Here is a 14,650-nt window from a genome sequence, read left to right as displayed (position 1 = left end):
ACATAACTGTAACAAAAATGTATCCGAATTGGAAACCGATTGATGTTACAATGGGGTTTGTAGAATTTTGATGAAATATATTACATAGAGTAGCGTTGCTAATAAAAAGCATGTATGGAAGCTACCTTCAACAAGAATGGTCGAATGAAAATAAAGGTTTTTCTTTTATTTTCAAATGTACAGAAAAGTATTTCTAAAAAAATCATTAAGTATTGGGTGATAAATAATGATAAAAATGACGAATGTTTATAAGGAGTACCCAAATGGTATGAAAGCCATTGCTGGTCTCACAGTTAACATTAAACAAGGTGAATTCGTATACGTAGTTGGACCGAGTGGAGCCGGAAAATCTACATTTATTAAAATGATGTATCGTGAAGAGAAGCCATCTACAGGATCAATTAATGTAAATGGACTTGTAATTGAAACATTAGCAGAAAGAGATGTTCCATATTTCCGTCGTCAATTAGGCGTAATTTTCCAAGATTTTAAATTGCTACCTAAATTAACGGTATATGAGAATGTTGCGTTTGCTTTAGAAGTAATTGAAGAAGAGAAGGAAGCGATTCGTGAGCGCGTTACAGAAGTGTTAGGTCTTGTTGGTCTTGAAGAGCGTGCCGATGCACTTCCAAATGAGCTTTCGGGCGGAGAGCAACAACGTGTGGCGATTGCAAGAGCGATTGTAAATAAGCCAAAGGTTGTAATTGCCGATGAGCCAACAGGTAACTTAGATATTGAAACAGCTCTTGATATTATGAAGATTTTTAAACGTATTAATGAGCGTGGTACAACGATTGTTATGGCGACACATAACGCAGATATCGTAAATACAATTCGTCATCGTGTAATTGCAATTGAAGGTGGAAGAATTGTTCGAGACGAGATTGAGGGAGGATACGGATATGAAGGCTAAAACCCTTAGTCGACATTTGCGAGAAGGTGTGAAAAATCTATCCCGTAACGGATGGATGACATTTGCTTCTGTAAGTGCAGTAACAGTTACATTATTACTTGTAGGTGTCTTTTTGACAGCGATTATGAATATGAACCATTTTGCGACGAAAGTAGAGCAAGATGTAGAAATTCGTGTGCATGTTGATCCAGCAGCAAAAGAAGCTGATCAAAAGAAATTAGAAGAAGATATGAGTAAAATTGCGAAAGTAGATTCTATTAAATATTCTTCTAAAGAAGAAGAGTTGAAACGTTTAATTAAAAGCTTAGGCGATAGTGGAAAAACGTTCGAGTTATTTGAGCAAGATAACCCACTGAAAAACGTATTTGTTGTAAAGGCGAAAGAACCAACAGATACGGCAACAATTGCGAAAAAGATTGAGAAAATGCAGTTTGTAAGTAATGTTCAATACGGTAAAGGTCAAGTTGAAAAATTATTTGATACTGTAAAAACTGGTCGTAACATCGGGATTGCGTTAATTGCGGGTCTTCTATTCACAGCGATGTTCTTAATCTCTAACACAATTAAAATTACAATTTATGCTCGTAGTACTGAGATTGAAATTATGAAACTTGTTGGTGCAACAAACTGGTTTATTCGTTGGCCGTTCTTGTTAGAGGGATTATTCCTAGGAGTATTAGGATCAATTATTCCAATTGGCCTAATTTTAGTTATGTATAATTCGTTGCAAGGTGTGTTTAATGAAAAACTTGGCGGAACAATTTTCGAGCTTCTACCATACAACCCATTCGTATTCCAATTAGCTGGTTTATTAATGTTAATCGGTGCATTAATCGGTATGTGGGGAAGTGTAATGTCAATTCGTCGCTTCTTAAAAGTATAAAAAGTTGCAAACATAATTCGTACAAGCTTATCATATAGTAGAAATAGGTAAAGGCATCACACATCGTGTGATGCCTTTTGCTACACCACCTGTGTGTTCTGGAAAGGGGAATTCCGCATTGAAACGTAGAGTTGCAATTATTGGAATGGTTGTTGCATTTTTAATTGGTGCTGGCGGGATGTTTGGTGGTATGTACTGGTTTGGGATAAACCCAGCGTATGTAACGCAAACAGTATCGAATGGTAATGCTGGCACAGCGCAAGGGAATTTGGTAAAGATTAATGAGGCGTATGCACTAATTGATTCACGTTATGTGGAAGACGTGAAAGACGACAAATTAGTCGAAGGTGCGATACAGGGAATGTTGTCTACGCTGAAGGACCCTTATTCCACGTATATGGATAAAGAAACGGCAAAACAGTTTAGTCAGTCACTGGATCCTGAACTTGAAGGGATTGGAGCTGAAGTGAACAAGACGGACGGTAAGCTTATTATCGTATCGCCAATTAAAGGTTCACCAGCAGAAAAGATAGGAATTAAACCGAATGACCAAATTTTATCTGTAGATGGAAATAGTGTGAAAGATTTATCACGTGAAGAAGCAGTATTAAAAATTCGTGGTAAAAAAGGAACGACTGTTGCAATTGAAATTAAGCGCGCAGGAGTGGCTGATCCGATAGAATTTAAAATTAAGCGTGAAAAGATTCCGATTTTCACTGTATTTAGTTCTGTAAAGCAAGATAGCGGAAAAGATATCGGTTATATGCAAATTACTTCTTTCGCTGAAAATACTGCGAAAGAATTTAAGGATCAGTTAAAAGAGCTAGAGAAGAAAAACATAAAAGGCTTAGTTATTGACGTGCGTGGTAATCCTGGCGGTTATTTAAATAGTGTAGAAGATATACTAGGAGACATCATGACAGATAAAAAGCCAATGCTACAAGTAGAACAGCGAAATGGTGAGAAGAAGAAATTCTCTACGGAACTGAAAGAGAGAAAGTCATATCCAATTTCAGTATTAATTGATAACGGAAGTGCTTCTGCTTCAGAGATTTTAGCTGGTGCGCTAAAAGAAGGAGAAGGATACGATTTAATTGGTGAAAAAACGTTTGGTAAAGGTACTGTTCAACAGGCTGTTCCATTTAAAGATGGCAGCAACATTAAATTAACAATGTTTAAATGGTTAACACCAGATGGCAATTGGATTCATAAAAAAGGAATCGCGCCAACTGTAGAAGTGAAGCAACCAGATTATTATCATGCGACACCAATTCAAATTGAAAAGACACTTTCATACAATTCAAATGATGTACAAGTAAAACACGCACAAGAAATGCTTAAGAGCTTAGGATATGTACCAGGACGTGAAGATGGATACTTTAGCAAAGAGACAGAATCAGCACTAAAAGCATTCCAAAATGCGAATGAGATGGAAGCAACAGGACAACTCGATAAAAAGACAGCTGAAGCGATTCAAACTAAAATCATTGAAAAAATTCGTTCTGGAGAAAATGACTTACAATTACAGACGGCATTGAAATTAATAGCGAAATAAGAAAGAATACAGGCACTTTGATGCCTGTATTTTTTTATGTGTTAAATATGATAAGATAAAAAGAAAAAATGATATAAATGGTGGTGAATGAATTCGTGGAGGCATGGCTTTTTGAAATACTACGAGCAGTTGGACGTTTCTTCTTACACCCTGCTATCTATGTATTTTTAATTAGTAGTATCTTCGTTGGATACTTACGTATATTACGAGAACGAAAAGATTTTTCTTTTAAAGTATATGATATTTGGTTTGAACTACGAACAACTCTATTTGCAGGTATTGGGTACGGATTAATCGTATCTATTATTACGATTGGGCTTGGGCTTGTTGTTTCAAAAGCGAGTTTATGGGCAATTTTACTTTGGACGTTATTATTCGGATTAACTGCTATGTATCGATATTTATCTGTAGCTTATACTTTCGGAATCGCGATTGCACTCGTGTTGTTATCGTCTAAGATGCCAGTTTCCTTCTTACAGCTTGGAGAAGGTGAAGAGGGTACGATTGTATCCCTTGCTATTTTACTAGGCGTTATGCTCGTTGTAGAGGGTTTATTAATCTCTAAAAATGCAGTTCGTTATTCTACGCCAAAAATTAACAAAGGTAAGCGTGGGCTACGAATTGGACTACATGAATCCAATCGTTTATGGCTTGTACCAGTATTTATTCTTATACCAGGAGACGCGGTGACAGGATTTATTTCTTGGTGGCCTGTCGTTTCAATAGGTTCGACTACATACTCTTTATTCCTCGTTCCATTTTTAATTGGATTTATGAGAAAGGTTAGAAGTTATGAGCCGACGGAAGCTTTATTATTTACAGGAAGACGCGTCTATGGTTTAGCGGGGCTCGTACTCGTTTTAGGTATCGCAAGTTACTGGTGGCACGTACTTGCAATTATCGCGATGGGAGTCGCAATGCTTGGACGCTTTACAATCTCGATGCAAGAGAAAATTGCAGACGAGAAAAGACCAGCATACTTTGCCGCACGTAATGATGGACTTGTTGTGTTAGATACAATTCCGAATACAATTGGGGCAGAGATGAATTTAAAGCCTGGAGAAGTTATTACGAAAGTAAATGGAATCATTCCAAGAAGTACCGAAGAGTTTTATGACGCGCTTCAAACGAAGACAACAGGAGCGTTTTGTAAATTAGAAGTAGTAGATACAAATGGTGAGCTTCGTCTTGCTCAAACGGCATTATACGCCGGGGGACATCATGAATTAGGTGTTGTATTTGTTCAGCAAGAGCACGAGTGGGATTCGGAAGCTATATAAAATAAAATGGAAACCTTCATCAAATATAGATGAAGGTTTTTTTAGTTTCGTAGACGGATAACTTGAATAATTATTTGATAATGGTTATCATTTAGAGAGTCTTTTAATTTGGAAAAGGGAGGAAAGATATGCTACGTAAATTTTTTTCTTACTATAAACCGTACAAAGGTTTATTCGTACTCGATTTTTCCTGTGCAGTTATCGCAGGTTTACTCGAACTTGGTTTCCCGCTTATCGTAAATCAATTTATTGATAAGTTATTACCAGGACAAAACTGGACGCTTATTTTATGGGCTTGTTTCGGCTTGTTCGTAGTTTATGTGTTAAATGCAGGTCTGCAATATGTCGTTACATATTGGGGACATATGCTTGGGGTTAACATTGAAACAGATATGAGGCAGAAATTATTTGATCACATTCAAAAGCTATCATTCAGATTTTTTGATAATAATAAAACAGGTCATTTAATTTCACGTCTTACAAACGATTTAATGGAAATTGGGGAAATTGCTCACCATGGACCAGAAGATTTATTCATTGCCATTATGACTTTAGTTGGAGCATTTTCATTTATGATGATGATTAACTGGAAGTTAGCACTTCTAACATTCTTCGTAATCCCGTTCTTATTATGGTTGGCACTTTACTTCAATAAAAAAATGACAGGTACGTTTAGACGTTTATTCTCAGACGTTGCTGATTTCAATGCATGTATCGAGAACAATGTAGGTGGTATCCGCGTTGTACAAGCATTCGGAAATGAAAAGTTTGAGAAAGAGCAATTTGCTGTAAATAATGCTCGTTTCCGTACAACAAAATTAATGGCGTATAAAATTATGGCGTTAAATTCATCGATTAGTTATATGCTGATGCGTCTTGTAACACTCTTTGTATTAATATGTGGTACATGGTTTGTTCTGCAAGGTGAATTAACGTACGGTGGATTTATTGGATTCGTTTTATTAACGAATATTTTCTTCCGCCCAATTGAAAAAATTAACGCGGTTATTGAAAGTTATCCGAAAGGAATCGCTGGTTTTAAAAGATATGTAGAACTTCTGGAAACAGAGCCGGATATTGTAGATTCTAAAGATGCAATAGAAGTTAAACATGTACACGGCGATATTCAATACAATAACATCACGTTCGGATATGAAAATAAAGAGCCGATTTTAAACGATATTAGTTTGAAAATACATGCAGGTGAAACAGTTGCTTTCGTTGGACCATCAGGGGCAGGGAAAACAACACTATGTAGTTTATTACCTCGTTTTTATGAACAATCATCTGGATCAATTCAAATTGATGGCATTGACACCAAAGAGATGACGTTATCGTCACTTCGTAAGCAAATCGGAATTGTACAGCAAGATGTTTTCTTATTCTCAGGAACAATTCGTGAAAATATCGCTTACGGAAACTTAAAAGCTTCAGAGTCTGAAATTTGGCAGGCGGTAAAACGTGCTCAGCTAGAGGACTTAATATACTCGCAACCAGACGGTTTAGATACAGTTATCGGTGAGCGTGGTGTGAAACTTTCAGGAGGACAAAAGCAGCGCTTAGCAATTGCCCGTATGTTCTTGAAGAACCCGCCAATTTTAATTTTAGATGAAGCAACTTCTGCGCTAGATACAGAGACAGAACTTGCCATCCAAAAATCACTTGCAGAACTATCTGTTGGCCGTACAACATTAGTTATCGCTCATAGGCTTGCAACTATTAAAAATGCAGATCGCATCGTCGTTGTAAATAAAGACGGTATTGCAGAACAAGGTTCACATGAGGAACTAATCAAACGTGGCGAGGGTTACAGCCGATTGTATGAGGCGCAGTTTAGTTCGTAAATATAATTTCTGCTGAATTAGTGCACCATAAGTAAGTGGAAATCTTATTTGGGAGGCTACAAAGCATGATTGTAACAACAACTTCTACAATTCAAGGGAAAGAAATTATTGATTATATCGATATCGTTAATGGCGAAGCAATCATGGGTGCGAATATCGTGCGTGACCTTTTCGCTTCTGTCCGTGACGTTGTCGGTGGTCGCGCAGGCGCCTATGAAAGTAAATTAAAAGAAGCGCGCGACATTGCAATGGAAGAGATGAAAACTCTCGCAAGACAAAAAAATGCGAACGCCATTGTTGGTATCGATGTGGACTACGAAGTAGTTCGCGAAGGAATGCTAATGGTTGCGGTGAGTGGGACTGCTGTCCGTATATAAAGTGAAACTTTAATGGTCATCCCCCACTGATTATTAGTTGAACCAATCGGGCGTTTACGGGCAGTTGATCTCCCACCTAATTTCTTTGCTCAAGCCGAATTTTGAGGTGGGAGTCTTACTGCCCACAAATAGCGGGATAAAGTGAAAAGCCGTGCTGGTGCACGGCTTTTTGTTGTTATTGTGTCTAACATGATAGGTAGGGTGATATTCTATGTCGAAGCCTCGATATTTCTTGGGAAATGCGGAAGGTCCCGTCGATATATGGGGAAGACATTAGAGCGCTTCTTTACACTGCCGAATTCGAACTAATAATTTTTCGTATTCTTGTTCGAGAAATGTGATGTCATCATGCTGATTTGGGATAGAAATCCGGCTGATGATTTCTGTTAATTTTGTTTGTAATCGTAATAATTCTTGTTCAGTAACGTTTACAGAAGCTTGGGTGGTTCTTTTTGTGTATTGCTCGTAATTGCCGTGGAATATTCTTGGTTCGCTCTCATCTACTTGTAGAATATGGTTTGCAACAGAACGAATAAAGGCACGGTCATGGCTAATGAAAAGTATTGTACCAGGATACTCCTGTAACATGCTTTCTAATTCTTCTTGCGTTGCCAAGTCTAAATAGTTTGTCGGTTCGTCGAGCAGAAGCATATTATAGTTTCCTAAAAATACTTTTGCGAGTGCAACCTTCATGCGTTCTCCACCACTTAAGATGTGCACAGGTTTATGAACATCTTCACGGCGGAATAGGAGCCTTGCAAGTATTGTTCGAACGAACGATTCTGTATAGTTTGTTTCTTCTAGAACGTTTTCTAAAATTGTTTTATCTGTTTTTAAAATAGATAATGTTTGTTCAAAGTATCCAATTTTACAACTTTTCGAAAGCTGAATGCCACGCTCGTTCGCGAGAAGCATTTTGAACAAAGTTGTTTTTCCGCTTCCGTTTTCCCCTAAAATAGCAAGTTTTGCCCCAGGGACAATTGTTCCATTCATATTTTTAAATAATGTGCGATCCCCTATTTTCTTCGTTGTTTTATTAAACTGAACAACTGCTTTACTATGAATTGGTGTGTGGTATTGTACGTCAAACTGAGCTTGAGAAAAGTCCTTCGGTTTTTCTTTCTGTTCCAACTTTTCAAGGCGTGTTTCTAGTGCTTTCGCTACCTTGCTAACATTTTCTTGCCCATGAGCCCCGCTGCACTTATAAAGTTTAGATTCAGATGAACTGAACCGTGTTGGGATTTTTGTCATGCTAGAAGCACGTTGCTTTCTTTGTGAAATTGACTGTTCTAACCGATTTTTTTCTTGTATATATTGATCATATTCTGCCTGCTTTTGTATTCGCTCACGTTCTTTTTGCTTTCGATAGTTTGAATAATTACCTTTATATTCTTGAATAGTACCGTCTTCAACTTCGATGATTTTTGTACATATGGCATCTAAAAGATCACGATCATGCGATATTAAAACAAGTGCACCTTTATAAGATAAAAGTGCCTTTTCTAATTGCTCTGTACCGAACATATCTAAGTGACTTGTTGGCTCATCAGCAAATAGAATGCCTGCATCTTGTTCGAGGGCATGGGCGATCTTTAGGCGCATTCGTTCACCCCCGCTCATTGAATTTGCGACGTTTGAAATATTCCATTTGCCCTTAGCGAGGGGAGAAGCGGTTTCCGGTATCCCCTCGCTAAGCTGTGGAATGATGGCGATAGAACTATGATGAGTTACTGTGCCTTTGTCAGCTTCTATTTCTTTACTTAATATTTGTAATAACGTAGATTTTCCAGCTCCGTTGACTCCGACAATTCCTATACGATCGTTTGCTTGAATTTCTAGTGATGGTAACGTAAATATGGTGCGATCACCAAAGCTCTTTTCGATATTACGTGCGATTAAAATAGTCATAAAAAAAACCTCCCTAGTTTCACTAGAGAGGATAAATGTCGCCCTTTAATGTAAAAATCGTACATAAATAAACGATTTTTTACATGATCGTATCGAAAGAAAGTATCGACAAATGGACAGACTAATCCTCTGCTAGTTTTCATCATTTTTGTTCACTATTTGTGATGGATGAAATAAATAAGAGAATTAGAACTTCATTGGTCAAAGTACCTTCCTTTCATAATATTATTTTTATTGTATGCGCATACAAATGGATTTGTCAAACTTATTTCTGTGTGCTATTTTTGAATTTATTATTATACAATTGTGCTTTTGCCAGCGCCTCAGCATCGTTCTTGATTTCATCTAGTCCATTCGCATCCCCAATAATATACCCTTCAAATGATGAACCAACAAAATCAAAGATATATTGAAACTGGGCGATAAGTGGCAATGCTTTCAGTTTTGGACTGTCTCCGCCAACGATGACAACGTACATTTTTTTGCCTTTCATTTTTTCTTTGAAATGAAGAGATTTATTACGCAAGCTTTGTGACCAGCGATCAACGAAGTTCTTCATGTGGCCGCTCATTCCGTACCAGTATAGCGGTGTAGCGAAGATAATCGTGTCGTGCTCTAGCATGCGCTCGATTAACTGCTCGTAGTCATCATTTACAGGTTGAAATCCTTCTACATCATGGCGGTGATCTATGATTGGGTGGACGATATGATCACGCAAGTAGATTTGTTCTGTTTCAATCCCATCAATCACCATATGTGTTAAAGCTTCCGTATTTCCGTTTTGTCTTGAACTGCCATGTATAACAAACATGTAATCATCCCTTTTCTTTTGCTTGTTTTAGGAGTGAAACGTGTTTTTGCAAATTCGTTTGAATGTTGGAAAGTAATGTGATTTGCTTCGTTACCTCATCAAGTTTGTCTTCGTAAAGTGCAAGGATACTACTACACGGATTTTCGTAGAGATGTGGCTCGATTTCGAGGCAACGTAGCATTCGTTCTGTTTCTTCTAAATTTAAGCCGATTTGCAAGTACATTTGAATCAGCTCTACTTTTTCGATTGCACTTTCATCAAAATCACGGTAGCCATTTGCTAGGCGTTTCGAAGGGAGTAATCCCTTTTCTTCATAATGTCTTAGTGCCCTTTCGCTAACCCCAGTTTCTTTTGATAACTCTCCAATTCGCAATGCGTTTCACTCCTTTTACATGTATTGTAAACCTTCACACTGATGTGAAGGTCAACTCTGTTTTTTCGCAAAAGAATCTACGTGTTTTAAAAAGACTTGAATAGCTTTAGACGGGATAAAATATTTGCCGCGCACGATGGAGAATGGACGGATTAGCTCTTCGTTCGGAACAGGGATGTGGAATAGTTCTTTTGCTAATAGTTCTTTTCGAACAGTCCAATCTGAAAGGATGGCGATGCCAAGACCGGCTGCAACGGCTTCCTTCACGCTTTGAATACTGCTAAATGTAAAGAAGCGTTTCATTTTTAAATGATGTTGGTGTATAAATCGATCGCTATAGGCACGTGTGCCAGAGCCGCTCTCCCTTAATACCCAGACTTGGTCTTGCAATGCATTTTCGTTAATCCCCTTGATATGGAGCAATGGGTGGTTTGGCGGGACGACGAGTTTCATTTCATCTTGCATAAAAGTTTCAACATCTACGTCAGCGTACACGACTTGGCCTTCCACTAAGCCGATATCAATTTGATTAGAGCGGAGGCTTTGCAAAACTTCTTCCGTATTGGAGATAAATGTATGAACTTCGACGTGTGCATTTTCATTGGCAAAGCGCGCAAGTATTTTTGGAAGTAAGTATTCGCCAATTGTAAAGCTAGCGCCGATGCGAAGTGTTCCTGTTACGACGTTATGCAGCGCATTAATTTCCTGTTTTGCATCTTCATAAAGTGAGAGCATCTGCTTTGCGTGTATGTATAATATGTTTCCAGCTTCCGTAACTTGGACGTGCTTTGGGGAGCGCTGAATAAGTGTAGTCCCAAATTCATTTTCCAAGTTGCGAATGTGCATACTAACGCCAGGTTGTGAAAGGTTTAATAGTTCCGCAGCACGCGAAAAATGTTTTTGTTCAACGACAGTAACAAAGATCTTTAAAATGTCGACGTTCATTTGTTAGGCCCCTTTATTTTTGCTTTTATTTTATCATAAGTATTTCTGATGATAGGGATTCAATATTGATATTAAACTTATTATTAAAACTCTCTTATAATGTAACTAGAAAGAACATGCATGTTCCAATACGATTATTGGGGTGGTACAAAGTGGAACAAACACTTGTTATACAAAAGAAGAAGGGCTTTGGATTTTCGCAAGGTATTGGGATTACGTTATTAATCGCAATCGCCGCGAAATATTTAGCAGAGCTTCCATTTTTAAATATTATGGGACAATTAGTAATCGCTATTCTAATCGGGATGGTTTGGCGCGCGGCAATCGGGATTCCTAAAGAAGCGATAGTGGGAACGAACTTTGCGAGTAAGAAGTTGCTACGCTTTGGGATCATTTTACTTGGAATGCGGTTAAATCTTGTAGATATTGCGAAGGCGGGGCCGAAAGTATTGGTCATCGCAGCGGTTGTTATTACATTTACAATTTTCGTTGTATATGGACTAACGAAAGTATTTAAAGTAGAACAGAAACTTGGAATTTTAACAGCATGCGGGACTGCAATTTGCGGTGCGGCTGCGGTCGTGGCAATTGCACCGCAAGTGAAAGCGAAAGATGAGGAAACGGCAGTTGGGGCAGCAATTATTGCAATTTTAGGTACAATATTTACACTTATTTATACGCTATTATACCCAGTGCTTGGCTTCTCACCCTACGGTTACGGGGTGTTCTCAGGGGCGACGCTGCACGAAATTGCTCACGTTATCGCTGCGGCGGCGCCAGGAGGTAGCACGGCTGTAGACATCGCAGTTATTGTGAAATTAACGCGCGTTGCGATGCTTGTGCCAGTAGCGATTTTAATTGGATTATGGTTTGGTAAGAGTGAGGACAGCAAGGAAAAAAGATCGTGGCGCGACCTTCCGATTCCTTGGTTCATCTTCGGATTTTTAGCAATGAGTGCGGTGCATTCGATTGGGATTATCCCAGAAGTTGTTGCCGGATATATTGTAGTAATTGCGTACATGCTTATTGCAATGGCGATGGCAGGGCTAGGCTTAAATGTAGAGTTTAAAACGTTCCGTAAATTAGGAAGTAGGGCATTCATGGCAGGATTGATTGGCTCGGTTTGCTTATCTGTTCTTGGGTATGTTCTTGTGTATGCTTTAGGATTTATGTAGTAGGACGAAGAAGCTGTTCCAAAAGATATTTTGGGACAGCTTTTTTCTTATGATTATAGTGCTACGGATGTCGATATATTTAAAAAATCGCTGATATAAATTGAATTACTCTTGTACTTGGTTAGAGAAGATGTTCAGTGAAATGTTTTACTAAAATTTGTAAAGATATCTTTACTTACAACTGGAAAATATTTATAATTAAAGTAAAGATATCTTTACTTTCGAAGGTGGAGCCTATGGGTGTGAAAAATAAAATAAAAGAGTTAAGAAAGCAACATCATATAACGCAAGTTGAAATGGCAAAGGCGATGCAGGTGACACGGCAGACGATTGTGGCGATTGAAAACCATCATTATAACCCGAGTCTAGAGTTATCCCTAAAAATCGCCAAATATTTTGGGGTGAAGGTGGAGGAAATATTTACGCTAGAGTAAGGGGAGAAAAAATGGAAGATACTAAAAAGTTATTGATTGGTGCGACTATTGGATTGTTTTTGGGAGACATTGTAGTTCATATTATGAATCCGGCTATACCAATTTTACCGCTCGTAGTGAGTAACGTTTTAGCAATTGTATTTTTGATAGTGTATGCCTATTACAAAAAGCGTAAGTACAAAAAAGAAGAACTTCCAGATATAGATGAGCGAGTAAATGAAAATATAAAAAATATGTAAATGTCTCATTTGTATTCGCGTTTCTATTGCTTATTGTTTATATTGTTGCGAGTAAAGCAATGGGCAGAGCTGTTATACCAGTGCAAGAAATATTTAGGATATGTAGTTCCTTATTTGCGGGTAGTCTCATCATAGGAGTCATGATAGGGAAACGAGCATAGAGATAGGAGGAATGAAAAATGCAAGATGAGTTTGAGAGATTCCAGTCAGATAAAGCGTTTAAATATGTAGGGTTATTTTTTACGATTAGTTTAGCGATATGGAGTTTATATAATTTAATTGTTGATGGAAATGCTGGTATGCCGTTTGTTTTATTTGTACTAGGGCAGTGGGTGTATTTTCTTGTGAACTATTGGCCGAAGTGGAAGTATAGAAATCAACAAGAGGCTGATCATGTATGAGTAAGTAAGATGTTATACGGTTCATAGGAAGTTTGTTTTTAGCGGGTCTTGCTTTAACGTATTATCCGAAAGAAGTCTCCTTCCTCAAGCGTGTGAAAGACGATAGTCTAGCGGCAGGTGGGAGATGAATTTCAGTTTGCGGTAGTCAGAAAATTGGTTTTCTTCTTTATTTTGCCTCTGATATAATCAGTCTTATAAGAGGTAAAGTTTGGTATAACAATGAAAGTAGATAATAATCTTGTAATGTTCAGGTTGTGTGATCACCGTCATAGCTTATGGGAAATGAAGCGAAAACTGAGGTGAATGGATATGACAAAGCAGAATAAGGCGTACAAATTTCGTCTGTATCCAACAGAAGAACAAGCACATCTCATACGTAAAACGTTCGGGTGTGTACGCTTTGTATATAATAAAATGTTGGCTGAACGAAAAGAAGTATATGAAAAACACAAAGCGAATAAGGAAGAACTGAAGAAGAAAAAATTTCCTACTCCTGCGAAATACAAGGCGCAGTATGAATGGTTGAAAGAAGTTGATTCATTGGCATTGGCCAACGCGCAATTAAACTTGCAAGCTGCGTATAAGAATTTTTTTAGTGGTCAAAATGATTTCCCTACATTCAAAAGTAAAAAAAGTAGAAAATCCTATACAACGAATCGAGTAAACGGAAATATTATGTTATTTCATGGTTATATCAAATTACCAAAATTGAAAATGGTGAAACTGAAGCAACATAGGGAGATACCGCCAAATCATATCATCAAATCGTGTACGATTTCGATGACACCTACTGGTAAATACTATGTGTCCATCTTGACTGAATATGAAAAAGAGATTGTACAAAAAGAAGTACAAAGTATAGTTGGATTAGACTTCGCAATGGCTGAATTGTACGTGAGTAGCGAAGATGAGAAAGCCAATTATCCTCGCTTTTATCGCCAGATGTTAGACAAATTAGCGAAGGCACAACGAGTATTAGCCAGACGTGTAAAAGGTTCAGAGCGCTGGAATAAACAGCGCATTCGTGTAGCGAAATTGCATGAAAAGGTCGCCAATCAACGTAAAAATTTCCTTCATCACAAGTCTAAAGAATTAGCTACGAATTTTGACGTTGTAGCAATCGAAGACTTACATATGAAAGGAATGTCACAAGCGCTTCGCTTTGGTAAAAGTGTAGCGGACAACGGTTGGAGGATGTTTACGACATTTTTAGCATATAAGCTACAAGAACAAGGAAATCAGCTTGTAAAAATAGATAAATGGTTTCCTTCTACAAAGATGTGTAGTCGTTGTGGCAACAAAAAAGAAATGCCATTATGTGAGCGCATGTATGTGTGTTCGTGTGGACTCACAATCAATCGTGACTATAACGCAGCGATCAATATCAAAAAGGAATCCATACGCTTATTAGCGTTGGCATAAATAGTAACAAAATAACCTTTGGAACAAGGGAGTTAGCTCGGGTGTCCTAGGACAAATTCGTTAGCTATCAAAAGTAGCGATGAACCGAGA

14 protein-coding genes and 1 pseudogene are annotated in these 14,650 nt (G+C 37.9%); 11 read left to right on the top strand and 4 right to left on the bottom strand.

Annotated elements, in window-relative coordinates; translation table 11 throughout:
• Nucleotides 1-226 precede the first annotated feature (226 nt).
• The 6 genes from ftsE to QCI77_RS26240 all read left to right on the top strand — a co-directional run bounded on the left by ftsE (nt 227) and on the right by QCI77_RS26240 (nt 6,852).
• Complete coding sequence (gene ftsE / locus QCI77_RS26265) at nt 227-913, top strand: cell division ATP-binding protein FtsE (RefSeq protein WP_002016128.1); 687 nt, start codon at nt 227-229, stop codon at nt 911-913.
• Nucleotides 903-1,796: a permease-like cell division protein FtsX gene (gene ftsX, locus QCI77_RS26260; protein ID WP_002089596.1), complete on the top strand. Its 894-nt coding sequence runs from the start codon at nt 903-905 to the stop codon at nt 1,794-1,796. The genes ftsE and ftsX overlap by 11 nt, the downstream gene beginning before the upstream one ends.
• A gap of 118 nt (nt 1,797-1,914) precedes the next feature.
• Nucleotides 1,915-3,351, top strand: a complete 1,437-nt coding sequence (locus tag QCI77_RS26255; protein WP_012261984.1) for a S41 family peptidase — start codon at nt 1,915-1,917, stop codon at nt 3,349-3,351.
• Between the two features lie 95 nt (nt 3,352-3,446).
• Entirely contained in the window at nt 3,447-4,631 is a 1,185-nt protein-coding gene (locus QCI77_RS26250; RefSeq protein ID WP_353825663.1) for a PDZ domain-containing protein, read from the top strand.
• A gap of 128 nt (nt 4,632-4,759) precedes the next feature.
• Nucleotides 4,760-6,475: an ABC transporter ATP-binding protein gene (locus QCI77_RS26245; RefSeq protein WP_002034767.1), complete on the top strand. Its 1,716-nt coding sequence runs from the start codon at nt 4,760-4,762 to the stop codon at nt 6,473-6,475.
• Nucleotides 6,476-6,540: 65 nt separating this feature from the next.
• Nucleotides 6,541-6,852, top strand: coding sequence for a YbjQ family protein (locus tag QCI77_RS26240; RefSeq protein ID WP_002112849.1), 312 nt, complete (start codon nt 6,541-6,543; stop codon nt 6,850-6,852).
• A 273-nt stretch (nt 6,853-7,125) separates the two neighbouring features.
• On the opposite strand, the gene abc-f is transcribed toward QCI77_RS26240, so the two are convergent.
• The 4 genes from abc-f to QCI77_RS26220 all read right to left on the bottom strand — a co-directional run bounded on the left by abc-f (nt 7,126) and on the right by QCI77_RS26220 (nt 10,889).
• On the bottom strand, nt 7,126-8,760 hold the full coding sequence (gene abc-f / locus QCI77_RS26235) for a ribosomal protection-like ABC-F family protein (RefSeq protein ID WP_353825662.1): 1,635 nt from the start codon (nt 8,758-8,760) through the stop codon (nt 7,126-7,128).
• A 265-nt stretch (nt 8,761-9,025) separates the two neighbouring features.
• Entirely contained in the window at nt 9,026-9,571 is a 546-nt protein-coding gene (locus tag QCI77_RS26230) for a flavodoxin family protein (protein ID WP_353825661.1), read from the bottom strand.
• Between the two features lie 4 nt (nt 9,572-9,575).
• Nucleotides 9,576-9,944, bottom strand: coding sequence for a MerR family transcriptional regulator (locus QCI77_RS26225; protein WP_002016114.1), 369 nt, complete (start codon nt 9,942-9,944; stop codon nt 9,576-9,578).
• A gap of 51 nt (nt 9,945-9,995) precedes the next feature.
• Nucleotides 9,996-10,889 carry a LysR family transcriptional regulator gene (locus tag QCI77_RS26220; RefSeq protein WP_002034705.1) on the bottom strand — a complete coding sequence of 298 codons (894 nt, stop codon included), beginning with the start codon at nt 10,887-10,889 and terminating at the stop codon, nt 9,996-9,998.
• 152 nt (nt 10,890-11,041) lie between these two features.
• Between QCI77_RS26220 and QCI77_RS26215 the strand changes: the two genes are divergently transcribed.
• From QCI77_RS26215 to QCI77_RS26195, 5 genes and pseudogenes are all read left to right on the top strand, one after another.
• Nucleotides 11,042-12,064, top strand: a complete 1,023-nt coding sequence (locus QCI77_RS26215; RefSeq protein WP_353825660.1) for a YeiH family protein — start codon at nt 11,042-11,044, stop codon at nt 12,062-12,064.
• A 236-nt stretch (nt 12,065-12,300) separates the two neighbouring features.
• Nucleotides 12,301-12,498, top strand: a complete 198-nt coding sequence (locus QCI77_RS26210) for a helix-turn-helix transcriptional regulator (RefSeq protein ID WP_000538359.1) — start codon at nt 12,301-12,303, stop codon at nt 12,496-12,498.
• An 11-nt stretch (nt 12,499-12,509) separates the two neighbouring features.
• Nucleotides 12,510-12,898 (top strand): annotated as a pseudogene (locus QCI77_RS26205) (hypothetical protein).
• An 18-nt stretch (nt 12,899-12,916) separates the two neighbouring features.
• Nucleotides 12,917-13,138 (top strand): hypothetical protein, encoded by a 222-nt coding sequence (locus QCI77_RS26200; RefSeq protein WP_078184823.1) that lies wholly within the window; start codon nt 12,917-12,919, stop codon nt 13,136-13,138.
• Between the two features lie 309 nt (nt 13,139-13,447).
• Nucleotides 13,448-14,560, top strand: coding sequence for an RNA-guided endonuclease TnpB family protein (locus tag QCI77_RS26195; RefSeq protein ID WP_483298987.1), 1,113 nt, complete (start codon nt 13,448-13,450; stop codon nt 14,558-14,560).
• Nucleotides 14,561-14,650: the final 90 nt, after the last annotated feature.

This window comes from Bacillus cereus group sp. MG9, from assembly GCF_040459995.1.
In the GTDB taxonomy this organism is placed as follows: Bacteria; Bacillota; Bacilli; order Bacillales; family Bacillaceae_G; genus Bacillus_A; species Bacillus_A mycoides.
The sequence above is the reverse complement of the archived record's forward strand: the minus strand, read 5'-3'. Positions and strand labels throughout refer to the sequence as shown.

Bases quoted from the DNA above. Each gene is read 5' to 3' on its own strand.
- QCI77_RS26245 (WP_002034767.1), top strand. From the start codon at position 4,760: ATGCTACGTAAATTTTTTTCTTACTATAAACCGTACAAAGGTTTATTC.
- abc-f (WP_353825662.1), bottom strand. From the start codon at position 8,760: ATGACTATTTTAATCGCACGTAATATCGAAAAGAGCTTTGGTGATCGC.
- QCI77_RS26200 (WP_078184823.1), top strand. From the start codon at position 12,917: ATGCAAGATGAGTTTGAGAGATTCCAGTCAGATAAAGCGTTTAAATAT.
- QCI77_RS26220 (WP_002034705.1), bottom strand. From the start codon at position 10,889: ATGAACGTCGACATTTTAAAGATCTTTGTTACTGTCGTTGAACAAAAA.
- ftsE (WP_002016128.1), top strand. From the start codon at position 227: ATGATAAAAATGACGAATGTTTATAAGGAGTACCCAAATGGTATGAAA.
- QCI77_RS26230 (WP_353825661.1), bottom strand. From the start codon at position 9,571: ATGTTTGTTATACATGGCAGTTCAAGACAAAACGGAAATACGGAAGCT.
- QCI77_RS26210 (WP_000538359.1), top strand. From the start codon at position 12,301: ATGGGTGTGAAAAATAAAATAAAAGAGTTAAGAAAGCAACATCATATA.
- QCI77_RS26195 (WP_483298987.1), top strand. From the start codon at position 13,448: ATGACAAAGCAGAATAAGGCGTACAAATTTCGTCTGTATCCAACAGAA.
- ftsX (WP_002089596.1), top strand. From the start codon at position 903: ATGAAGGCTAAAACCCTTAGTCGACATTTGCGAGAAGGTGTGAAAAAT.
- QCI77_RS26240 (WP_002112849.1), top strand. From the start codon at position 6,541: ATGATTGTAACAACAACTTCTACAATTCAAGGGAAAGAAATTATTGAT.